We start from the raw sequence: 23,844 nt of genomic DNA on the forward strand, positions 1-23,844 counted from the left end.
GCCTATTGAATATGCGTTCCCCCGTCCACTGGTATGATGGCGCCATTGATCCAGGCGGCTTCGTCTTTACATAAAAGGTATACCACATTGGCCACATCTTCCGGTGTTGTCAACCGCTGAAAAGGGTTCCTCTCTTTCCCATACGCCAGTAACTCCTTACTACCGGGAATTCTTTGCAGCGAGGCCGTATCTGTGATGCCCGCCCGGATACAGTTAGCCCGGATGCCCTGTGGGGCAAATTCCAGCGCCATACTCCGGGTGAAGGCTTCCAGTGCAGCCTTGGCTGCAGACACCGCTGCATAGTGCTGCAGCGCCTTGTAACTACCATCACTGGTAAAGGAAAGGATACGTGCATCTGCGGCAAATAGTTGCCTGTGCAAGGTCTCCGCGGCCCATTCATATAAACTCACCGCCATATGCTGGAGGGTAATGTTAATGTCATCTGCCTGCAACGCCGGCAATGCCTTGAGGTTGCCACGTGCAATACTGTGCAGCAAACAGCGGATACGCCCCTGCTCTCCCATCGCCGTCTTTAGTTGTGCTAATACCTCCGCGCGCTTTTCAGGATTCAACACATCAATATTAAAAGAAAGTACCTGTACACCGAGGGCTTTGATATCTCCCAAAGCCTGCGCTATAGCAGGTAGCTCTACGCGGGTATTACGATGCACAATGCAAACATTCATACCATGTGCTGCCAGCTTACGCGCCGACGCCAGCCCCAAACCGGTGCTGCCACCTAATATCAACGCCCAGTAAGTATCAAACTCTTTTACCATTGTAATAAAATTCGCTGTGCAGAAAATCCCGGACCAAAACTCAACATCAGTCCTTTGTCACCTTTGGGAAGCTGCTTTTCCATAAATCTTTCCAGTACATATAACACAGTAGCGCTGGACATGTTGCCGTATAAACGTAAAATTTCTTTGGTATCGTCCAGCTTCTTACCCATGTTCCGGAAAAGTTCTTCCACCAGGTTGATAATTTTTTTACCGCCCGGATGAAAGATGAGGTGATCAACTTCCGCTATGGTCATATTGTTTTTAGCGAGAAAGGGATGAACAATATCCCCGAAGTGTGCTTCAATTTTTTCCGGCACTTCTATGTCTAACACCATTTTCAGGCCGGTATTGGAAAGATGAAAGCCCATCAGGTAATCTGCATCATAGAAGTGATACATTTCTTCCGCAATGATTTCAGGTCCGCTATCCTGTTCATGTGAAGATAAAATAACGCAGGCAGCGCCATCGCCAAAAATGGCTGCGCTCACCACATTCGCCATAGAATAATCATCCAGCTGGAAAGTGGCGGTGGGCGACTCTACCGCAATAACAGCAGCGCGTTTACCAGGATTTGCTTCCAGCATTTTTTTAGCATAAATGATTCCGGACACGCCTGCCGCGCATCCCATTTCTGTTACCGGCAACCGGATGATATCCTGCCGGAGTTGCAACTCATTAATGAGATAAGCATCCAGTGAGGGAATCATGATACCGGTACAACTCACGGTAATAATATAATCGATGTCGGTGCCTTTCAGTCCGGCTTTATGCAGTGCACTTTCCAGACAGGTGCGCCCCAGTTTAATGGCTTCGCGTATGTAAATATTGTTCTTCTCTTCAAAACTGGTTTTGGTAAACACTTCTTCCGGTCCCATAATGGAATAGCGTTTATCTACACCCGCGCCTTCAAAGATCTTCTTTACTTTTCTGATGAAGCGGTCTTCCTGTCCGTATAACCAGGTATCTAAAAAAGGTAATATTTCCGGAGTAGATCTTGTATAGGGAGGGATGGCTTTAGTGACAGTCTGAATTTTAACGCTCATAAATTATTAATTATCCATTGATAGCGGAAAGCCCATTTCCATTGCAGGGAATATGCACCGATATTTAGTTCTGCTGATAAGTGATGTAATTCTTTTTTCTTAAATCCCCGGAGAATAGATACCTGACCATCTGCTCTTACCATGCTGTTTAAATTAAACACGAAACAGATCAGCTGAAACAGGCGATACGCCAGGGCACTCCGGTGAAGATCATTGATAACAATGCCTATCGTAGCCTGTTGCCGGAAAGCCGTCATCAGGAGGCGAATTTCTTCTTCTTTAAAATGATGTAAGGTAAGCGTACATAAAATAATATCATATTGTTGCTCCCGGAATGCCGGCGCCATAATGTCCTGGCAATAATACTGAATATCCGGATATGCTGTTGATAATTCCCGTGCATGCGTGACCGTAGTAAGATTTGCATCTACACCGGTAAGTTGAAAACGCCGGTGTAATTTTTTGCCGAACGCAGATAATTGTCTCAGCATATCACCGTTACCACAACCCACATCCAGGATGGTAATTGTCTGATGGGCAGGAATATCTTTTATCAGGGCTGCCACTCCTTTCAGTGTTATCCGGTTGCCACCCAACAGCCGGTTGATTTGAGCTATTTTACGTAATGTTTCTTTTAACAATTCCCCTTCCATGTTAAAATCATCCATAATTTCAGGCGCCTGACTTCTTTGCCGGGTGTTTATACGCATTCCAGTGCTGCTTTTAGCGGTTTGCCATGCGTACGTCTGATAATCCCTGGCAACAGGCCGGGGAATAAAATAAGTCCTTTCATCATGGTAGCAGATAATTTCTCATTCCTGAACAGTCGTGATAAAACACGGCCGGTGCGCATACGACTGCTGAACATTTTATTCCAGGCTTTTGTATAATCCTGTTCCAATGCCAACCTGTTTTTTACGGGTGCTGCAAAATACTGTAACACCTTTTCTGAGGCGATCTGCGCACTTTGTATAGCCATGGCCATACCGTTGCCGCAGAGCGGGTGAATAAGACCGGCAGTATCTCCTGTCATTAAAATATGGTGGACTACTTTTTCTTTTTCTGAAAAAGAAACCTGGCTAATAGTAAGTGGCTTATCAAACAGCAGGGTGCTGCTTTCGAAAATATCTTTCAGGTGTTGATTACGATGTAATACCTGCTCCTGGTGTGCACCTATATTTTTATAATTTTTGAAGCTTTCATAACTGACGAGATAGCAGATATTCAATATGTCATCTTCCACTTTGGATACGCCGCAGTAGCCTCCATCGAAATTATGAAGCCCTACCGTATCTGCCGGAAAATCTCCCCTGTAATGTGCTTTCACGGCCAGCCAGGGTGATTTCTCGTTCATAAAGCTACGGGACAGTTTACCATCCAGAGCAGCTCTTTTACCATAGGCTCCCAATACTACCGGGGCAGAAAACACCCCGTTCTCATGAGTGTCTATAAAGAATCGGTCGTTTTCAAATACCACGTTGGTAACGGTATCCCCGATCAACGCCACACCATTCTTTAGCATTTGTTGCATCAGGAACTGATCAAAAGCATAGCGACTCACGCCAAAGCCTCCCATGGGGAGCTGCGTTTCCAGTGTTTTGCCGTAATGATCTGAAATAATAAGCCGGTCGATCCGGGAAGGATTCAATGCTGCGGGATCAGCCCCGAGCGATTGCAGATAAGGTAACACTTCATTGGAAACATACTCTCCGCAGACTTTATGCGAAGGGTATGTATTCTTTTCAATAACGGTTACCTGTAAACCAGCTTTTGATAAATGAATAGCGCTGGTCAGGCCGGAAAGGCCGCCTCCTATAATAATGACATCTCTGGAACCCATACCCCTATGGTTAAAACAATAACAAGCTCCGACACAACATCGGTAGCTGTTCTCAATATAATGAAATTATAGCTGATAAAGACAGCGAAAAAAAGGATTTCTGGCACGCTCTACCGGCTCCGGCTATACGAAAAATGATTTTCGGGTATATACCTTTCACATCTTTAATATTCAATAAATATATAATTTACAAAAAGCACATACGTCTGTTTACCATGTCAGTATAAAACTTAACATTGCCAATATTATATAATTGTTAATTTTGAACCTAATTGTTTTTGTAAATAAATTATTTATCCATGACCGATTCCAGGAAACCGACCGGCAAGCATCTGAAAAAGGATGCTGGTTTAAAAGTAGCCGAAGTATTAACTGCCGCTTTGGGTGATTTAAAAGAGACTTTAGGGGAAAAGAAGTTTCTTCGTAACATTAAGAAGGCCACCAAGGCCATGATAGCAGGATTGTCAGAGAAAAAAGAAAAAGCACCTGCCAAGCCTAAAAAGAAAGCCGCTGCCAAAAAAGCCGTAGCAAAAAAAGCAACTGCTCCGAAAGCCGATACTCCCAAGGCTGATAAGCCTAAAACTGCCGCTAAAAAATCTGCTCCCAAAAAAGCAGCCGCAAAAAAAGCCTAAGCCAGCAACAGCCGGATAATCTTACCTGTAGTGTCTTTATTGTACCGTCCTGCCAGGGCAAATGATTGTCGTGCCCCTAAGCAAATGGTTCAGTAAAGATACTTTACTGGTGCGGCGGCAGCTGCGCATACATATTGATATCATAGGCTTTGTCGTCCCAAAGCATCCATTGTTGCAGTAATCCTTCATGACGGAAGCCGGTCTTTGTCAATACCTTCTCGGAAGCCTTATTGCCCGGCAACACCTCCGCTTCAATCCTCTTCAGCTCCAAAGTAGTAAAACCGTATTCCAGTACCGCTGCTATCGCTTCGGTCATATACCCTTTGCCCCAATACTCCTGCACCAGCGCAAACACCAGCACACCTTTATGACCCGGCACAAAACTGTTGAAACCAATCATACCAATCAGGTCCTGCCGGCCTGCTAAAGCAATCCCCCAGCGGATACCCAGCTTATCTAAAAAACGTTGCTTTAAAAAATCCACTACTCTTCTTACATCTCCCACCTCCGTTAACGGCACTACATGATAGTATTCCGTTACCCGCTTATCTGTTAAAAGATAAAACAGATCCGGTTGATGGGCATGTTGTATTTCAATGAGGTGCAGGCGTGGGGTTTGCAGTACGGGGAATTGATCCGACAGTGCTTTCATGGTTTACGTGGCTCGTTTTTAGAAACTAAATATAGCATAAAAACGGTTGTACCACACATCCTAAATGTAGGAATGCTTTGGTAAAAAAAAGTATCTTGTTTTCAAAATTTATTCCACGACATGCGATTAGTCACTCAGCGTCCGGCAGCAACACTGCTGGCAGTATTTATGATGGGTACAACTGCCATCCACGCGCAGCAACCCGCCTTTAATGAAAAGGGTATTTCCCGGCCTCTATTGGAACATTACCTCGATCATGCCGTTACCATGACCGAATTCCTGGCCGTAGACCCTTACGCATTAGATGCCCCCTATCCCAACAAAGAAGATGATATCCGCCTGATTCACAACCTGGGTGCAAAGTTTATCGGCAGAGCGATTTATCGCTGGGGAAGCGAAGCAGTACTCGCCAACAAAGATTACCTGGCCAATGCCAAACGCCTGGTACAGGAAGTACAGAAAAGCGATCAGGAAATAGTTTTTCAGGCAGCATTATTTGAACAGATCACCGGACAGGTCAACACCATCCCCATACCCGACTGGGCTTTTAAGGCACTGGGATACCCCGCGGAACAACGGCATTTCCGTTATGACGACATGCTCAATCTCAATGGGAAACTTGTGAACCACTGGAGCAAAGGCAACAGCGTACCCGATATTACCCGCAAAGAAACACAGCTATGGTTTATGTTCCTCGCCGGCACCTACATGGAAATAGGCTGTGAAGCCCTCCACCTGGGACAGATCGCGCTTATCGGCATGGAAGATCCTGCATTGACCACCTGGGCAGCATTCCTGGAAAAATTGCGCGCCTACGCCAAAGATCATACCCGCCATCACTGGGTACTACTCGATGCCCATACCCCATCCGGAGGTATGGTGGTAAATGGGGAAAGTTTACTTGATTTCAACTCCTTTCCACTGCGCATCAAATCCGTTCCCGAACATCCGCAACAAGGTATCCTTCAGATGGGTTTTACTGATGCCCTCTTTGGGAGAAGCAAAGGCGGCATTTCACCCAGTGGCTGGAAAGCCGCGTCCATGCCTTATCTTGTAGAGTTGGATAATTTTGGTGTTAGTAATCATCCCGGTGTACCAGATACCACCACCATCTACCCCTGGGGCTATGATGAGATCAGCTGGTTTTATCAGCAACCGGAGCAATACCGCAACGACTGGTTACGGTATGCCCATGCATGGGTGGCCTCTCATGATACAAATGGTCACTTACAAATGCCGGTAACACGCATCGTTACGTTGGACTATAAGAAACCCAGGTTGAAATTCCGGGCGAACACCCGTTCTGCAGATTGCCCGGATGGGATGAATACAGAGGAGACAATTAAAGAGATATGGCAGGCAACAGATGCAAAGCAATAGGGGAAAAAGTAAAGGGCGACCGTGATGGTCACCCTTTACTTTTTTATAGTCGTCAACTATTTATTTTTTCCTTACAAATTTAGCCACCTGTGATCCCGACACCTCCGTACCCGGTACTACCACCTGGCTGAGGTCAATCGTCATGGTCATATTATCGCCTTCCACCACTACTGTCGCATCGGCACCTTGCGTAGGAGCTCCTCCCATTCCGGTCGGATCACCCACAAATCCTTCATCCATGTGAATCTTATTCGCACCTATTTCTTTGTAGGGAGAAACAACATCATAAGGAGGTACAGTCACAACGATGGGCTGGGTCACATCCTGAGAAGGTATGCCAGGGGCACTCACCGTCATTTTCATAGTGCCATTGATAGAGTAAGCCAGTCCTGTGACGGTGATATTTTTACCATCAAAAACAAAAACACCCGCATTAGCCGTTGTTGTATATTCACTATATGATTTCATGGTGACCCCGCTCTCTCTCTGGGAGGTACTGCTCTTTACCGTTACACCCACAAAATTCCAGGTGCCTTCTATTTTAGCACTGCCTGCAGGTGGTGTTACAGGAGGAGGTGTACCAGGCGGGTAAACAGGATTCACATCCGGTCCGGCCATTTCAAGATTACAGGCAGCAAACGATAAACTAAAACTAGCTAACAGGAGCAGGGATCTAAAGGCGCTCATCTTCATAAATTTGGTATTACAACGGGATTATGGCAGCGAAGATACTACCATTCATTGTACTGTAAAAGGGAATGTATAGGATACTTATCTAGCTGACAGCGCCTTCGCCAACTCTCATCTCTTCAAAAAATGGTGTACGTCTTTCTTCCACACAACGTACAGCATACAGATACAGTGCAGCACTCCAGGTTTGCCACTCCTGCCCTTTTGCAGTGCCATCCTGTGCTTTCAGCCACTCATTGAATCCATATTCCAGGGTGCCGCTGTTGGAAATAGTAATAACGCGGGTTAATTCAATCAGCTTTTCTTCTGCCAGCTTATACTTTTTTGCTGCCACCAGTGCCGCCACATAAAAGCCACAGATAAAGGGCCAGATCCCACCGTTATGGTACTCGCCCGGCAGGTTATACATCGCATATCGTTCATGCCAGTCGTAATCACCGGGTTTCGTATAGGGGAAGAAGTTAGGAGGCAGTTTTACGGATAACTGCCCGTTTTTCATCAGCTCCCCGCATTCTTCTTCAATCCAGGACACCATTTCCGCAGCCCTGGTAGGTGCCGCAATGCCGGAAAGAATAGCCAGACTATTGCCCAGCAAGTCAAACCGTTCACTGCTCAACACCTTATAGGACCACATCGCATAATACGGTTTATGTTTTACCATCAGCCCTTCATGTACATGACGATGCTGTACGCCCCCGGTGATCGTAAAACGCCCCATGTCCTGCTTTACGCGATCCGCCCGCGCATGTTGCCCCAGTATGCGCAGATAGCTGTACACCAGCGTATTTACAAATAAGCCATAGCCAAGTACCCATTGCTCATCGCGCCAGTCGCTGGTAGGTTGCTGCGCTACCAGGAAACGATCAGAAGGACTCTGATATTCCATCCAGGTCAGGGACCTGTTCACCGCCTCTTCCAGGAACGTGGGATCATTGGTGAGTTTGCGGTACATGCCTGTAATCAGGAGAAACAAAGGCGTGCTGTCACTCGATCCCAGATCTTCTTTATCATGTACCAGTGAAGCAATATGTCCATGTGGGGTTTGATTTTTCGCCAGTGTTTCCAGCACTTTCCTGATACTTTTTATCAGCACTTCATTACCGGTAACGGCTATACCAAAAAATGACAGCAGCAAATCTCTCGTATAAGGTTCAGGGTATCCCCATCCGGCCGTGCGCGGCAAACCATGAAACGGCCCGTTCACATTATGCAGTAGTACCTGCAAAGCAGCGTCTCTTGCCGCGGTTATTGTTAACCAGGTGGATGCTTCCATGTTCAATGAATATTAAGTTTTTCATTCAACACCCGCACAAATTGCCGGGCTACCGTACGATAATCAAATTTATCTGCTACCCTTTGCCGTGCTGCCTTTCCTAACTGATCCCTGTACGCCGGATCGTTCATTAACCGTTGTAAATACCGGCCGATATCATTCACATCTGCCCTATAGTCTACCGTACGGGGGGTACCAAATACAACTTTATGATCAGCCGTAAAACCAGACTCCAATCCTAAAATGACTTCATTCACTACAATCCGCTCTGCCACACCTGCCATTAGCGCTGTTTCTTCATGCACCAGTGTATCCAGCATGCCCATTGCATGAATGCCGATCACCGGTTTTTCACAGGCCCCTGCTTCTATCTGCGGCATGCCAAATCCTTCCAGCCGGGATGGCGCCACATAAATATCGCAGGCATTGAGCAGGTAAGGCATATAATTCCTGGATACGATACTGGTTACATACTGTACTTTGCTTGTGAGTCCCAGTTGTGCCGCCAGCTCCAGGTCCGATTCATTCTGCAGCCGGGTACGGGGCTGCGGCCATACTTTGCAGATATACTTCCAGTTGGATGGTACCTTATCTTCTAATGCTGCCAACGCCTGCATCACCTCTCTGGCTCCCTTGGAACAGGCATCTCCTCCTACTGTCAGCAACATCAGCTCATCCGGCGCTATCCCCAACGATTCCCGCACGGCACTTACCTGCGGGTGATCCCGGGCCACGGGAGTAAACTTGTCTGTATTACATCCCACGGGTAATACCATTATCTTCTCACCGCTGATGCCATCGCGGATATACATTTCTCTCACCCATTGAGAAGTTACGAGTATCAGCGGCAGTTTATTGAGCACATCCTGGTAGTTGGCAATGTATCCGTCTGCCACCAGCCAGGGAACTGCCTGCAGCCCGAATTTCTGCGGATGCAGGATCAACTGGGGCGTATGTCCCCAGTAGCCTACTCCGAGTACCACATCGGGCTTAAACCAACGGTAGTACCACTCCTTTTCCAATGGAGAATCATAGTGGACCGAAAAGGCCTCTACCCCTATTTCCAGCAAACCGCGGTACAATAAATCCCCTTGCGTTGCGAGTCCACCCGGTGCGGGCGGATAATCATACAACAATAGTACTTTCATAATTCAGGTGGTAAACTGTTCAGCCATTGCAGCGCTTCTTCCGGATCACTAAAACACCAGAATGACTCCGCCAATGGTGTAGTGGCTGCTTCCCAGCTATCGCTCTTAAAACCATAAGTATTAGTGACTACCTCATATTTGCGTTGCCAGATGTCTTTCTCCAGCACATGGTAAATAGTAGCTTCGGGTACTGCTTCCGGATAATAGGCCTTCAGCCCGTCTTCATATGCAAATACCCACAGTTCATCTGCTATAATTTTACCTTGCTGCCACAACCGGATCACTGCCCGGCTTACTTCTTCATGGCGCAGGTGTCGTGTATATTCTCCTTGTGGATGATGCGTAATAATAAGGTCATAATGTTGCACAGGCAGCAGCGTCAGGACCTGCTTTTCTACGGTTGTCAGCGGCAGCGGCGTTTGTTCCGGGCCGTCATTCATATCTCCCATAATCCCCTGCGCTCCGAATACCTGTAATGCTTTGAAAAATTTAGGCGCCCGGTCTGTATCACTGGCTCTGCAAAGACTCACCACTGTCCAGTCCCAATGTTCATGATACAGGATAGTGCCTCCTGCCCACAAAGTTTCATCGTCAGGATGTGCTACTATTATTGCCGCGGCTTTCTGGCTCTTTATTACAGGGTTATCTATACTCATGATGGCTATTTTAATTTGATGGGAGGGTTAATGCATGGTTCTTGAAGTTACTGAAACTCAGGGAGGGTAACAAAGCATATTTTACTTCGTTTTCCTCATTAATTATTACTTCCAGCATTTATTTATGATCTTACATGAAATTTTACGGAAACATCATGAAAAGACTTGTAGCTATCTCCGCTTTCATAGCACTCAGCATGGGACTTAAAGCACAAACAATGCAATGGTATAATACACCGAAAAAATGGTCTGCCGCCGATAATAAAATCAACGTCACCGTTGATCCCGGCACCGATTACTGGCAGGTAACCCACTACGGATTTATCCGCGACAACGGCCCGTTTTACTACCAGGAACAGGAAGGTGATTTTACAGCCACCGTAAAAATTACCGGTCAATATAAGGAACTGTTTCATCAGGCCGGCCTGATGATCCGCACCAACGACAAAAACTGGATTAAAACCGGTATTGAATATGTAGATGGCGTACAGAATGTAAGCGCTGTAGTAACCCGTGAAGTATCTGACTGGTCAGTTGTGCCGCGTCATGACAGCCCTAAAAGTATGTGGCTGAAAATGCTGCGTAAAGGGGATTATGTACAGATTGAATATTCTTTTGATAATAAAAAATTTGATATGCTTCGCCTGGCGTACTTCCCTCCGGGTGGAAAAGTGCAGATAGGCCCTGTGGCAGCGGCTCCCGGGAAATTACCATTTAATGTGGTTTTTGAAGATTTTAATGTGGTGCCTTTGAAATAATCAAATAAGCGCGGCTGGTAGCCGCGCTTATTAATTTTGTGATGCCCCGTTGCTGGAATTATTTATGGGATACTTCTTTGGCGGCCTGAATGATTACAGCAGCTACTTTCTGTGGTTGTGATACATACACAGCGTGACTACCTTTGATCTCTGTCACCTTTGTATTGGAACGTTTATACATATTACGCTGGATATCGGGATTGATACTTTTATCTTCCGTAGCTACAATACCGAATGCAGGTTTGGTTCTCCATGCAGCCTCCGTAATCGGGGTCACAAAACATTTGCCGTAAAAGGCGCCCTGTGACGCATACATAAACTCCGCATCTACTTTGCTCAGATCACCGCAGAAACCTGCATGGAACTTTGCTTTATCATAGTAAACAATACCATTTTCATTAGGAGGCAATACGCCATTTTCTGGTGCAGGCTGGGCAGTCTGGAACCATTGTAAAGCTGTTTCATTATTATCTGGCTGGAAAGCGGCGATATACACCAGCCCGGCAACTTTCGGATGATTTCCTGCCTGTGTAATAACCGCACCACCCCAGGAGTGACCGGCAAGAATCGTAGGACCATCCTGCGCATCCAGCACAAGCTTTGTTGCAGCCACATCATCTTCCAAAGAGGTCAAAGGATTTTGTACAATAGTGACATGGTATCCCTGTTTGGTCAGGGCTTCATAAACGCCTTTGTAACCAGAGCCGTCTGCGAACGCGCCGTGTACCAATACTATATTTTTTACTACTTGTGCATTTGCTTCAGTTACTGCACCAAATAAGGTGGAAAGGGCCACTGTTAAGGCCAGGATAGCGCTTTTAAATATTGACTTTGTCATCGTTTTTGTTGTTGAAGTTTTTTGTTTGAATCAACGATACAAAGATGCGATGAAAAGCAGGTGGCAGCGATGAGCGCATTTCCCGATTAGTTGTGATTATTTCCCTTCTTTAGCTATTCCCGGAGAATTTCTGAAATCCGAAGGCGATACCCCTATATTTTTTTTGAAGAAGTTGGAGAAATAGGCTACGTCTTCAAATCCGAGTTCAAAAGTGATGTGTTTAATTGATTTGTCGGTATAACTCAATAGCCGTCTTGCTTCCACGGTGATTCTTTCCTGGATGATCTGTGAAGGCGTTTTCTGATTAAAAATCGCAAAAAGATTAGATAATGTTTTGGGGGACTTGCAGAGCTGCTGCGCATAAAAACTAACGGAGTGCTCCGACTTGAAATGTGCTTCTACCAGCAGGTTGAACTTTCGAATGATATGAAACCTTTCGTCGTGAAGTTTTTTAACAGGCACATATCCTGATTTCGCTAACCGGGTTACGTAAATGATTAAGCGCTTTAATAACACCAGGAGCATTTCATTCTGGATATGATCCGAGGTATTTAATTCTTCAATGAAAACATCTGATAGCAGTTGCAACTTTTGCTGAGCATGATCATTCAGCTTAACGAACATATGATCTGTACTGCTAAACAAGAACCCCACACAACTCACTTCACTATCATGATCGATAATACAATAGAATTCCCGGTTAAATTGCCAGGCAATAATACTTTCGGAATTTTCAAAGCTGAAAGACTGGCTAAACAAGAGCGTCAGCAACGTATTGCCGGGAAATTCATGGTCAATCCCATCGATGGTAACAGTCTGGCTTTCTCCCGGATTCCAGGCAATCGTAAAATATTTATTGAACCGGTCTTTGGAGAAAAACAACCGGTCAAAACCTGCTTCCTCCTTAAAAAGCAGCAACTCCCCGCCTGTATTATCTTCCCTTATTCTAAGCTTCATTCCTGATTTAATAAATGATAATTGAAATGCTGCACGGTAAACAAATGCCGTTTGATCAATACCCAAAATACGAAAGAAGAATGGAAGCCCAAAGTTTAAGTGCTATCATCAAATCCACTGGCCCCATTTTGCCGCTGGTGGCAAATGGGGTCTGTGGAAGAATTGAAGAGCCTTATTATCAGATGGACACGAATTGTGCCGCATCTGCGATGACAGCAGCAACTTTCTGCGGTTGTGAAACATAAACGGCATGGCTGCCTTTGATTTCGGTAAACTTGGTATTAGAGCGACTATACATACTACGCTGGATATCGGGGTTGATACTTTTATCTTCCGTAGCCACGATACCAAATGTAGGTTTGGTTCTCCATGCAGCCTCCGTAATCGGACTTACAAAGCATTTGCCGTAAAACGCACCCTGTGAAGCATACATAAACTCAGCATCTTCCTTGCTCAGATCACCACAGAAACCCGCATGGTACTTTGCTTTATCATAATAGACAATGCCTTTTTCATCGGGAGGCAGCACCCCATTCTCCGGAGCAGGTTGGGCAGCCTGAAACCATTGCAAAGCGGTTTCATTATTATCTGGCTGGAAGGCGGCGATATAAACCAACCCGGCAACTTTAGGATGGGTTCCTGCCTCTGTGATCACCGCACCGCCCCAGGAGTGGCCAGCCAGGATAACAGAACCATCCTGGTTGTCCAGTGCAAGCCTCGTTGCAATTACATCGTCTTCAAGAGAAGTCAATGGGTTTTGCACCACTGTAACATGATAGCCTTGTTTGGTAAGATGCTCATAAACACCTTTGTATCCAGAACCATCAGCGAATGCACCATGTACTAATACTACGTTTTTTACTGCTTGATTTTCCATTTTGTTTAGTTTTTAGCGTTTTTGTTTGTGTTGACATTACAAAGGTGCAGCGAAAAGAGAGGGTGGATAATGAACATATTTCCCGTCTATTTGTAATTAATTCCCTTTTTTAAAATTCGTGGTTGAATCATCTGTGCGTAACGATCTAAACCCGTTTCTGAGCTTGCACTATAATGGGATGTGGGCCTCTGATCCGTAGTCAGATGCTCGTGTCGTATTTATTGGGGAGAAATCAGGGATTTGAATCAATGGCCTACTGCGTAGAAGGCAGTAGGCTTAATGTGCGAAAGAGGAGATGCCCCGGGCTCAAATTAGCCCAGGTCAATGCTGCTGTGTTATTTTTTAAGGACCTATTTTGCCCTGTAATAACTAAGTTATACTCACTTATTGATATACCCGATGCCGTTTAAGTTTAAATAACAGCATATGCCTTTACTATTTTGCTATGGAGTCTGTTCTCTCTAAAGAGTGCTACACTCGCCGGCACCAGTTCACTCCACCAAGGCATTCTTCCGTTTGTTGGTAATTTCGTTTCATCTAAAAATAACCAGGCCTTGGCTTCGGCAACAGTGATGCACTTGTTATCCGTAGGGATAGTAGTGGCCGGGCGTTGACGGAAGTAACCAGCTGCTACTTTTTGTTGGATGAATTGATGAGTGACAAGGGAATTTTGTGCGGACAGGTGGTGCACACAAAAAAGGCATAGTAGTGTAAAAATGTATTTCATAATTGTTTAGGTGGTAGTATTGCATAAAGATATGTATTGCTATTATTACATAAAGGTTTTATTTAGATTCAATACTAAAGCCAGTTTTTTCTATGCCATCTAGATTTATATGTGCTATGGGAAGTGATGCCAATTTAAATTCCACTTTGAAAGGTTCCGCCTATCTATCCGCAGGAAATTAAACTGGTACAGCGATTCATTTTTATTCGAAGTAAACAAGCCAAAGCCCATATTCCCGGAGTATATCGCCACATAAAACGCAGGTACTTTGATTTAGGAAAATGAGGGTCATGTTCTCTTTTGCTAATTCAGGTAAGTTACTCTATTTATCTATCTCCCTTTCAGTAACCTAAAGAGATTGAAACCCTGCCTATATTAAATTACATGACAGATCAATCTAAATCCGTATGACTCCATGTACTCGTTCTCAATAGTAAGAACTGCATTCGTCATAGTGACACATTCTTCCAAAGTATCATCATACCCACCTCCAACAGAGAATAAAATACCATGTACACTTTGAGGGTCCACTAACTCTGCCTGCAAAGACTCTGTAGCTATATCCAATGACATTTCAATTACATTTCCGTACATATCAAATAATCCCCAAGGCGACGCATGTTTTCTAGCTACTTCATGTATTTTATTATTGCTATTCTCTTTAAACCATGAAAAATCTTCAAATTTGTTAGTATCAATTTCCCAGAAATTGGGAGTTTCGGGCGACGCTTTACTTATACAGGCATATCGCGACTGCAGATAGTTCGGCAATACAAACAACACTTGATTGTGTTCTTCACCAGTAACCAACTGAAGAGCATTTAATCGATCAATAAAATCATTTGTCATTCTAAAATCCAGACCATATACCGGCATAATATCTGAAAAATCACCCCCAAAAAACTCATCTCCAGTAATAGCTCTCCATTGACCGTTAGTAATCGGAGTTACAGTAATCCAGAATCCCTTGGTAAAAGATACCCGAACTTCCTCCTCCTCCGTTTTAATACACAATGAAGTTCCTATGGTAGGTTGGTTGTAATACCCGGGAGGACACCAAGCAAAATATATAGTTTCCTTTTCGTTTAACTTAAATGATAGCATATTCTTAGTCTATTTTGATGGTTTTGTGAACAATATGCGCACATTCTGATAAGTTCCATCTGCGTTTTTTGTTCCAGTCAGGCTTTCTACTTTTGTAAATCCTAACCCCTTGGCCAAACCGCCTGTAAAGGTTTCCAATGCAGCCTTGGATTCATCTTTGTATAATATCAGTAAATCGTTAAACTTTTTTAAATTATCTCCATAACGCCAGTTCCCTACAATAGCTCTAACTTTACCCCCAGCGCCAACAACTTTGTTATACAAAATCCCATATATCTCCTTTCCCTCAGGCGTCCCTTTTTGAGCATAATGCTTCCCAGTTGTCATATCTTTTAAGTCAAAAAAGGTTGAGTATTCCCCATTTACCAACTCTCCCCATGCTCCAAGACGTGCTTTACCATCCGTTGCATGCTCAGCAGGTATTTCGTACCAAACATCCATTCTCTCACTTCCCTGATTAGAGTTTGCCTCTCCTTCATTAATATCCGAAAGATCTCCAATCGTCTTATACGCGTTAATTAATGAAGATCCAGCCACAGAAAAACCATGAGCCGAAACTGTTAATGATATTCCCACTGTTGCTGGTGCTCCCGCTGCACCACCAGTCATTTCTGAAGCCCCCTGTATAAAGCTTCCAATATCTCCAATTATTTGCCCAGTAGCGTAAGCTCGAGCATGACTTCCCGAAGCATTTGTTAGCTTTTGAAATTCGCTTGCACTTTTTCTACCTACTCCCATAATCTGATTACTGGAATACGCATTAAGAGCTCCCAATCCCATTGAATAAGTATGTGTAGCTACTGTCTTAGCATTTGCCTTCGCATTTCCTAAAGCAGCTTTACCCTTCTCTTGAAGCATTTTCAAAAATGCATCCCACGATTCTCTACCATCTAAATCAATAAATCGAATAGGGCAATTCTCTGAAAATTGATATGGTGTTAAATACGGGAATTGCGCCTGTAAAGGATCTAGTGATAAAAACTTCCCTATCCTAGGATCATATACCCTCATCCCATAATCCTGCTGATTCCCCTCTCCCTTCACCTCATTATCATTCTCCTTCCCGTTAAACCCATACCTATATCTCCCCGCATCAAACCCTCTTCCCTGCAGCCCCATACCAAACGGCGCATAATCCTGCGCACTCGCCACGGCTGCCTCGTAATGGTCCACTGTATTGCCATTCACGGATATTGCTTTCTTGGCATCCGTCACAGTTGCCAGCACATTCCCCAGGTGATTACTTAATTCAAAGAACTTATTGCCTCGAACAAAGGTAGCAAACGTTCCGAAACCTAACCCTTGCAATCTTACCAACTGCGTAGTATCATCATTCTGCACCTGGATAGCCATGTTGTTGATTCCCAGTCGGCTGCTGCCATAAAGATGTGTTTCTGTCTGGCTAAGTAAGCCACTATTGATAGACTGATCACCGCTCACATACACACTCATCACGTTGCCGGAAGCATCCCTGATATAGCGCGTCTCTATTCCTTTGGCAACTTTACTGATACGGTTACCGGCAACGTCATAAGTATAAACGATGGTGGAGCTGTCGGCCTTCTTTATTTGTTTAATTTTTCCGTATATATTCCACTCTATGTCAATTTTTGCCTGCTCATCATGTACAAGGTTGCCAATACTATCATATACATAGTTATTGCTTACCTGACCATCAATATCATTATCATATGCACCAGGCGATACATCATCGCTGATCGACAGTAACTGGTTCTTACCTGGCTCATAGTGATATCGCATGCTATCCATCGACATTGACTTCCCTGCCCAGGTATAGTTACCATGACGATCATATGTCAATATGTTACCATTAGGGTCATAACTGATTCTTTCTCCAAAGTCAGACACGTTAATAGGAGCCCAGGTATTCGTAGCTGCATTCAGGTTATGTGCGGTGTTCAGCGCTACCAGTCTGTTCAGCGCGTCATATGTATAAGAATACATCAGCGGCGGACCTACCTTAGGAATATTTACACTCATGGCGCTGATGTTGCCATTAAACAGTGATTGTAAGGTGCCCCCAGCAGATGCAAATGGACGGACGCTACTGTTTATTGGCTTATAATCACTATCACCAAAATAATGTAACGCAAAGCCAAAGGCGTCTTGTGCAGTAATACCATCTTTAGCACCATCTTTCCCTATATCAAAGGCGCTGGTAGCAGTGGTACTATTAACTCCCTTGAGCCATCCCTGAAGCGTATAAGCGTAATCCAGTCCCTGTACCTGTTGCTGTCCGATAACGGATCTGGCTAAAGGTCCGTGTTTATAATACTGGTAGTAGGCATCATTCTCCCAATAAATGCTATCTCGGCTGGTTTCAACATTGGTGATCCTGTTTTCCGCATCATAACTATAGCGGTGATAGAATGCATCCCGCTGACCAGGCTGGTAGCTAACAGCATTTACTTTTCCACTAATCAGATCATAGTTATATTCAATCTTCTTAAAGCGGTTACCAGGGTTAGGCGTATTGGCGCTATAATCCTGCAACAACGTACGCACGTTGCCGTGAATGTCATAGTTATAATAGGTGGCAGAAGCCTGACCACCAGGTATAGTATCTGCAATATGATTGTAAACGGCACTCCAGGAAACCCGGTTGCGCAGATTCTTAGCCTGCCAGATATCCTGTTCCAGGAAGGTATTGGGCAAATCATACACCGTTCTGGTAATCTGCGCTCTGCTGTTACCTGCTACTGCGATCCATTGAGACAATGAAGTCGCATCCCGGCAAATCTCCGGTGTCATGCCAGCACTACTGGAAATTTCTCCGACTTCTGTAATACGGCCAAGGTAGTCATAAAGCGTATAGCTGTAAGCGTTAGCGAGTGCCTGTTTCCTGTTCTGAGATACCGCTAGTCTGCCTAAACGGTCATACCAGAAATGGCTCAGGTTACCATCCGGAGAATACTGCGCCACCACCTGATTTAAGGTATTGTAGCGGTACTGAGTAGCCATGGTATGAGCAGGTACTAAAGTCTGACCCGCTGCCCGTGCTGCTGCTACGCGACGGGCCCAATCAGGTGTGGCATCTTTCACAACGCCGGCAGGAGGAATCGTCTTCACCAGGTTACCTGCCTGATCGTAATAATACAAGGTATAATGATGCTCGTAGCTGGCATGCTGCACAGCAAACTGCTCTCCATTAACAGCAGATAAAGCCGTTCTCAGGTAAGACCTGTCAAAATCATTGATCAGTGAATCACGATATACATTGAATAGCTCTCTTCCTTTTGCATCTGCAAAGATCGAACTATCAGAACAATTAGTGATTTCAGGGACAGTGATATCCGGGAAGGTAGCTTCCGTATTACCACATAACAACGGACCTTCCAACAGCTCATAACAACTGTCTATACCCGGGCAGCTCTCTGTGCTAAATGCTGGTGTACATGCTCTCTCAACGATAGCCACCGTGCTGATATTGTTAGTGGTCAACACCACATCCGCCAGGGCGCCCATTTGTTTTTTAACAGCCGCACCGGTGATGTCAACAACACCCAGCGATTCCGGCAAATCAGTACACCCGGTCTTTCCCTGAGCATCCGCCAGCATCAGCATCGCATGATTGTTGTTTAATCCTACACCAGCAAAGCCACCACTACGGTTCTGCACCAAACGCGTCACCCATTCAGTGGCCGGAATATTTACGCGGCTACCCCACCTCGGTACGTTATTGGCATCGAGTTTATACCAGTAGGCATCTTTGGTAGATTGGGAAGCAATCATACCCCCATCGCTGGTACCAGCTACTACCCAGGAAACATTAGCGGTTTGTGAATCGAACGAAGCCGGATTCAGCATCTTTTTGGCACTAACAATGGTACCATCTGTACTCACGTCCATCAATACCCCGTTTACGGTGGTATTAGCTGCATTTTTCAGATTAGCGATCACCAAACGGTAACCGGTTGGTGTTTTTATGATATTGCTGCAAATATTGCCTCTTCCCTCCAGGTCATACTGGCTGCCTCCCAGTCCATTACCTGTTTGCTTGCTTACTTTGATAAGTGTCGCATCAAAGTTGGTACCATCCATAATAGAGGAAGCATATACCAGCGTATCATTTGTTTCTAACAGGTGAATTACGTCCCTGTTCACTGCAGAGCCCCCCTGCCTTAACCAGATCATTTCTCCGGTGGCGGTTAGCCTGCCTCCTATCCAATCGGTATTCACCCCTGCTGTACTCCGTAAACCCGCAAAAGCATAGCCACCTTCGGAAGTGGCGATGATATCATTACCCTGTCCTCCGTGGTCTTTTCCAAAGTCTACCACCTTATTCCATACTACACTACCACTGGAATCCAGCTTCACAATCAGCATAGCGCCCAGATCATAGCAGTAAGAATTGGTGCTGCCTATGGCAATATAGCCGCCATCCTGAGTAGGTGTTAATTTAGAGAAGGTGTCATCACCGGAGCCACCATAGGTTTTAGCCCAGAGCAGATCGCCTTTCTTATTGGTCCTGATAATATAACCATCTTTACCACCGTTGCTGCAACCGGTCGTATAACCAGCCAGGATATATCCGTCATCAGCAGTATTTTGTACATCTGTAATCACATCTGTACCTCCGTTGGAGTAGATGTTAATCATTCGTTTACTCTCAGCACTACCAGGCACACAAATATTTCGGTTTGTATGAACAGGCCCTTTACTACAGCTGTCTATAAATTTCAGATAGTCATAAGCCAGGTAATGATATCCCAGCCGGTTATTCATATATGCTGCAAACAAGCGGTTCTTCGCATTTTGCACTGAATCATTACTCAGGTTTAATGCTGGCTGCGACTGAGGATAAGCCAGTAAGTATTTAGCATACAAACTATCAGTAACATAACAAGGCACACAGGCTGGCGCCGCATTACAATCCAGTAATGCAGGAATATTAATTGGTTTTTGAAGATAGTTACAATTCAGGGTGGTATTGGTACAGGCATCGATTAGCGCATTCAGATCTGATTGTGGAATCTTTACGCCACGGGTACGCTGCAGGTAAGTAGATAAATCTATGTCTGTCGGTTCTTTCTTCAGGTTATATTCATTACGGAGCGACTGCAGCTTATCACACTCGCAGGACTTCGGCCGCGTGAAGCTACCCGACTTACTCACTGCCGCCTGTTTACCATAGGCAGAAGGATCGGTCAGCAATTCCGCATTGCACACATAAGGATTTCTCAATGGCAGATGACGCGCATTATAGCCGGCAATCACTTCTTCAAAATTGCCTGGTACACCTGGGACCGGCTGTTTCATTGTCCTGGAACCATAAGGATGATCCTGGTCGGCACCACCTTTACATACAATCACCAGGCTATCAGTAATTTCACGCAAGGCTGCAGAGTCATAGTTGCACGGCGCCAGCTGTTGCATCCATACTTTCACATAGGCCCGGCAGTTATCATCATACATTTTGGCCATCGCGTCTTTTGCAACCGTACTCGCTTTAGACGTATCCTGACCCGGGTCACCCAGCGTCACATACTCGGCCATATCCCTCACCGATGAAAAGTGAGGCATCTTTTTCATACCCAATAACGTAGACGCTTTTACACCACCAGGAACATCTAACCAATCATTGACCACATCATTTCTGATCTGCAGGTATAAGGTGCGGAAGGAACGCCATGCCATATCCAGATCACCTCCACACATCGTTGTCTCATTAAAGGCGGCAGACTCCTCCTGGTTAAGCGCTACGCAACCGGCGGCCATGTCAGGACATTTTACCGCCAGTGTTGCCATTACCCAAAGAGAATAATTCCTTCCTCTATATTGTTCCAGTGCACTTTTCAGCGCACCAAAATTCTTTGTCATCAGCGGATCGTGTGCGCCCGTCCCCGCAAAACGACTATTGGTTCCAATCGGATCAAGATAACCTTTCTGTTTGGCTGCAAAGTAGGTAGCTGTTGCCTCAAAGTCCTTGCCCCACAACTGAGCACCTTTTAGATTTTCCTGATAGTTTTTCCACTTCTGATATTCCGGATGATAGGGTAACAGCGCATCAGCCCAGGAATATTTAAAGGCATCGGCAAACTGCTCCGGCGATAAATCCTGAGGGAGGCCATTCTTGCGGGTAAGTGGATCCATTACTGAATCAATCACACCCACTTCATCGTAATACCGGATATCAGAACGCGCATAAGTACCACGGGAACCATCACTGCCGCCCTTAAATATGGAATACGCTTCAGTCGCTTTTGACAAATCAGCATACTGACCGGAAGGAGGCATCATGTCCTGCAACATCGCCAATTTGATATCATCTCCATCGGTATGCAGACTATCACAACCTGCACATACAGGATGACAATCCTTCTTTTGCGCTTCCTGTAATTGCTTTTCTATTAACTTCTCTACCGTAGTACATACTGCCGATGGAAGGAAAATACTGTCGCGATAGTAATCCATCGCCTGCTTACTGATTTCAAGCGTCTTTGTCACATTATAAACGCCCTTATAAAGCATCCGGCTAAAGGACACTTTAATGGTATCAGGTAAAGATGGATGCTGCCCGGCAATGATAGCTGCCGGATCGTAGTTACGGAAAACCACTTCTACTGGTTGTCCGCCTAAACGCTGGTTGCGGACATCATCGGTAATGCGGATCCGTAAATCATATAAACCGGTATAATAAGTAATCGTACTATCGCATCCCTTTTTCTGTAATACAGGCGGAGCCAGCAGATAATTAAAGCTGCACAGGCTACTATCTGCATCTATCAGCAGCGGAAACATACTCTGTATGCCACGTTCTGTGATGATATTATTATCTACGCCGGACAAAGAATCAGTAACCGTCAGCAACTTCTTTGAAGGAAGATCGTTCAGGTTCTTATTCCCTCTTTCTCCTGTCAGCGCTGTAGCAATCGTACGGCCATGCATATCCACGTAGCTGACAGACAACTGCCCGTTGGCATCGGAAACCGCATTCTTGAAATAATGGGAGGCCACACCAACTTCCGTCCCAAACAACGCATCTAACTCAGACTGTACTGGCCGGTTATAATAATATTTGGTTTCATGGTTGCTGCCTAACCGATAGGTAGGTCCTACTCCACTCTGCCGACTTATTCTGCCGGTATTATCTTGTGTGTACTCCGTTTCGGTGAATGCATATCCTTCCGCATCCGGGATATACTGAGACATCCCTTTATTTGCTTCCGGGTTAGCAGGAGAATAATACCGGTTGGTACCGGAAGTAGTATCCATACGTTTGGCACTGGCGCCCACCAGCTCTGTATCATCGGCAATGTAGTCGTAGTTGTCTTTGTCATATTCTACCCCGTTCAACGGTAAGTTAAGCCCTGGTGTATATTTCATCACCTTGTCCAACGTAGGAGTAGGTAACACCTGGATAACAGGTCTTCCCTGGTAATCATAAAAAGACTCTGCTACAACGATGTTCTGTGTGATATTATCTTTGGTCACCGTTTGCCGGTTACGTAAACTACCATCGAAATACTGCACCACCACTTTGCGCTTACCATCTTCCGCAAACGATATAGACGATTGCCAGTTCAGGTTACGCTGATGTCCATTGAAACTATATTGTCCTAATCCTGCGCTGAACTTTGTACTCCAATCTGTTTCTACCCGTATGTCATTAGGTTTTTCCTGTGCCGCACGCACACGGAAATATAAAACACCTACTTTATCATATAATAATGGAATCGTGTAATTGGTACCTGCAATGGTAACCCGGGTGGTATTATTAGCGAAAATATCTTTTACATCCGGCGTGGTCCAGCCCTTTGCCTCGATGGCACTGGAGTCAATATAGGCCCATTCCAGGTCATACGCATCTGCCCCTACAATAGCTTCCCAGCTAACAGGCAACTCATCGGCCTGATCTCCATTGACGGGTTGCTGAAAATTAATGGCCTTGATCACATCCTCCGTACAGGATAAATTATACACCGGACGGATCTCCATCTCATTATCCAGTACCAATGCAGCACTAATATCTTTACCCGCATTGGTAGTAATACCCAATACTTTTACGGTAACCTGGTGTGCATTACTAAATACAAAACTATTCCGCTGCGTATAGGTATGCGCCGTATCGTAATTAAGTGTCAGCGTTACTGTAGAAGAATCTGTATTCCCGTCCGGCTTCACATAAAATATACGAACATCTGCTGAAGCAGTGAAAGGAGCTCCCAGGTAAATAGTGGCGTATTCATTGAGCCGGAACGTGATAATGTTCCTTAGAAAATAAGCCGCATCCAGTTTTACTTTGGTAACAGGATCAAAGTAAATACTATCCTTCAGGGTTACCGAAGAATCCTTGACCAACTGTCCTTTGCTACCATCCAGTGTTTTTTTCAACAAAATGCCCCTGCCATTTTGAGCATGGACATTATTCATTAACAGCAGTAATAGTAACAAACAACTACACCTGGTAATCATTTTCAGCAAAATAGTCTTCATATATTTCAATAGGTTCGGGAATGCTTTTAT

At 45.0% G+C, this 23,844-nt stretch carries 18 protein-coding genes; 3 read left to right on the forward strand and 15 right to left on the reverse strand.

What is annotated here, in order from left to right; translation table 11 throughout:
* Positions 1 to 2: 2 nt before the first annotated feature.
* Genes AC1DCV_RS06980 through AC1DCV_RS06995 form a run of 4 tightly spaced genes read right to left on the reverse strand, consistent with a single transcriptional unit; the run spans position 3 to position 3,665 of the window.
* Positions 3 to 779, reverse strand: a complete 777-nt coding sequence (locus AC1DCV_RS06980) for an SDR family oxidoreductase (RefSeq protein ID WP_477022517.1) — start codon at positions 777 to 779, stop codon at positions 3 to 5.
* Positions 773 to 1,825: a type III polyketide synthase gene (locus tag AC1DCV_RS06985; RefSeq protein ID WP_477022518.1), complete on the reverse strand. Its 1,053-nt coding sequence runs from the start codon at positions 1,823 to 1,825 to the stop codon at positions 773 to 775. Before AC1DCV_RS06985 ends, AC1DCV_RS06980 begins: the two co-directional genes overlap by 7 nt.
* The gene (locus tag AC1DCV_RS06990) at positions 1,822 to 2,535 is read right to left on the reverse strand and encodes a methyltransferase domain-containing protein (protein ID WP_477022519.1); all 714 of its coding nucleotides are present in this window, start codon (positions 2,533 to 2,535) and stop codon (positions 1,822 to 1,824) included. The genes AC1DCV_RS06985 and AC1DCV_RS06990 overlap by 4 nt, the downstream gene beginning before the upstream one ends.
* Positions 2,526 to 3,665 carry an NAD(P)/FAD-dependent oxidoreductase gene (locus AC1DCV_RS06995; RefSeq protein ID WP_477022520.1) on the reverse strand — a complete coding sequence of 380 codons (1,140 nt, stop codon included), beginning with the start codon at positions 3,663 to 3,665 and terminating at the stop codon, positions 2,526 to 2,528. The genes AC1DCV_RS06990 and AC1DCV_RS06995 overlap by 10 nt, the downstream gene beginning before the upstream one ends.
* 380 nt (positions 3,666 to 4,045) lie before the next feature.
* Here AC1DCV_RS06995 and AC1DCV_RS07000 point away from each other — a divergent pair, with 380 nt between their 5' ends.
* Complete coding sequence (locus tag AC1DCV_RS07000) at positions 4,046 to 4,297, forward strand: hypothetical protein (protein ID WP_477022521.1); 252 nt, start codon at positions 4,046 to 4,048, stop codon at positions 4,295 to 4,297.
* A 103-nt stretch (positions 4,298 to 4,400) separates the two neighbouring features.
* Here AC1DCV_RS07000 and AC1DCV_RS07005 read toward each other — a convergent pair whose 3' ends face one another.
* Positions 4,401 to 4,949: a GNAT family N-acetyltransferase gene (locus AC1DCV_RS07005; protein WP_477022522.1), complete on the reverse strand. Its 549-nt coding sequence runs from the start codon at positions 4,947 to 4,949 to the stop codon at positions 4,401 to 4,403.
* A 120-nt stretch (positions 4,950 to 5,069) separates the two neighbouring features.
* On the opposite strand from AC1DCV_RS07005, the gene AC1DCV_RS07010 reads away from it, so the two are divergent.
* Positions 5,070 to 6,329 carry a hypothetical protein gene (locus tag AC1DCV_RS07010; RefSeq protein WP_477022523.1) on the forward strand — a complete coding sequence of 420 codons (1,260 nt, stop codon included), beginning with the start codon at positions 5,070 to 5,072 and terminating at the stop codon, positions 6,327 to 6,329.
* A 60-nt stretch (positions 6,330 to 6,389) separates the two neighbouring features.
* Here AC1DCV_RS07010 and AC1DCV_RS07015 read toward each other — a convergent pair whose 3' ends face one another.
* The 4 genes from AC1DCV_RS07015 to AC1DCV_RS07030 all read right to left on the reverse strand — a co-directional run bounded on the left by AC1DCV_RS07015 (position 6,390) and on the right by AC1DCV_RS07030 (position 10,096).
* Entirely contained in the window at positions 6,390 to 7,016 is a 627-nt protein-coding gene (locus AC1DCV_RS07015) for a hypothetical protein (protein WP_477022524.1), read from the reverse strand.
* A gap of 88 nt (positions 7,017 to 7,104) precedes the next feature.
* The gene (locus AC1DCV_RS07020; RefSeq protein WP_477022525.1) at positions 7,105 to 8,292 is read right to left on the reverse strand and encodes a glycoside hydrolase 100 family protein; all 1,188 of its coding nucleotides are present in this window, start codon (positions 8,290 to 8,292) and stop codon (positions 7,105 to 7,107) included.
* 2 nt (positions 8,293 to 8,294) lie between these two features.
* A complete protein-coding gene (locus AC1DCV_RS07025) occupies positions 8,295 to 9,440 on the reverse strand; it encodes a glycosyltransferase family 4 protein (RefSeq protein ID WP_477022526.1) in 1,146 nt (381 codons plus the stop codon).
* Positions 9,437 to 10,096: a PIG-L deacetylase family protein gene (locus tag AC1DCV_RS07030; protein ID WP_477022527.1), complete on the reverse strand. Its 660-nt coding sequence runs from the start codon at positions 10,094 to 10,096 to the stop codon at positions 9,437 to 9,439. Before AC1DCV_RS07030 ends, AC1DCV_RS07025 begins: the two co-directional genes overlap by 4 nt.
* Before the next feature lie 155 nt (positions 10,097 to 10,251).
* On the opposite strand from AC1DCV_RS07030, the gene AC1DCV_RS07035 reads away from it, so the two are divergent.
* The gene (locus tag AC1DCV_RS07035) at positions 10,252 to 10,854 is read left to right on the forward strand and encodes a DUF1349 domain-containing protein (protein ID WP_477022528.1); all 603 of its coding nucleotides are present in this window, start codon (positions 10,252 to 10,254) and stop codon (positions 10,852 to 10,854) included.
* 58 nt (positions 10,855 to 10,912) lie between these two features.
* Here AC1DCV_RS07035 and AC1DCV_RS07040 read toward each other — a convergent pair whose 3' ends face one another.
* From AC1DCV_RS07040 to AC1DCV_RS07065, 6 genes are all read right to left on the reverse strand, one after another.
* A complete protein-coding gene (locus AC1DCV_RS07040; RefSeq protein WP_477022529.1) occupies positions 10,913 to 11,692 on the reverse strand; it encodes an alpha/beta hydrolase in 780 nt (259 codons plus the stop codon).
* 96 nt (positions 11,693 to 11,788) lie between these two features.
* Positions 11,789 to 12,649, reverse strand: a complete 861-nt coding sequence (locus AC1DCV_RS07045; RefSeq protein WP_477022530.1) for a helix-turn-helix domain-containing protein — start codon at positions 12,647 to 12,649, stop codon at positions 11,789 to 11,791.
* 178 nt (positions 12,650 to 12,827) lie between these two features.
* Positions 12,828 to 13,526, reverse strand: coding sequence for an alpha/beta hydrolase (locus AC1DCV_RS07050; protein WP_477022531.1), 699 nt, complete (start codon positions 13,524 to 13,526; stop codon positions 12,828 to 12,830).
* A gap of 412 nt (positions 13,527 to 13,938) precedes the next feature.
* The gene (locus AC1DCV_RS07055; protein WP_477022532.1) at positions 13,939 to 14,217 is read right to left on the reverse strand and encodes a hypothetical protein; all 279 of its coding nucleotides are present in this window, start codon (positions 14,215 to 14,217) and stop codon (positions 13,939 to 13,941) included.
* A 411-nt stretch (positions 14,218 to 14,628) separates the two neighbouring features.
* Positions 14,629 to 15,357 (reverse strand): formylglycine-generating enzyme family protein, encoded by a 729-nt coding sequence (locus tag AC1DCV_RS07060; protein ID WP_477022533.1) that lies wholly within the window; start codon positions 15,355 to 15,357, stop codon positions 14,629 to 14,631.
* A 9-nt stretch (positions 15,358 to 15,366) separates the two neighbouring features.
* Positions 15,367 to 23,814: an RHS repeat domain-containing protein gene (locus AC1DCV_RS07065; RefSeq protein ID WP_477022534.1), complete on the reverse strand. Its 8,448-nt coding sequence runs from the start codon at positions 23,812 to 23,814 to the stop codon at positions 15,367 to 15,369.
* Positions 23,815 to 23,844 lie beyond the last annotated feature (30 nt).

This window comes from Chitinophaga sp. 10T418 (assembly GCF_056394125.1).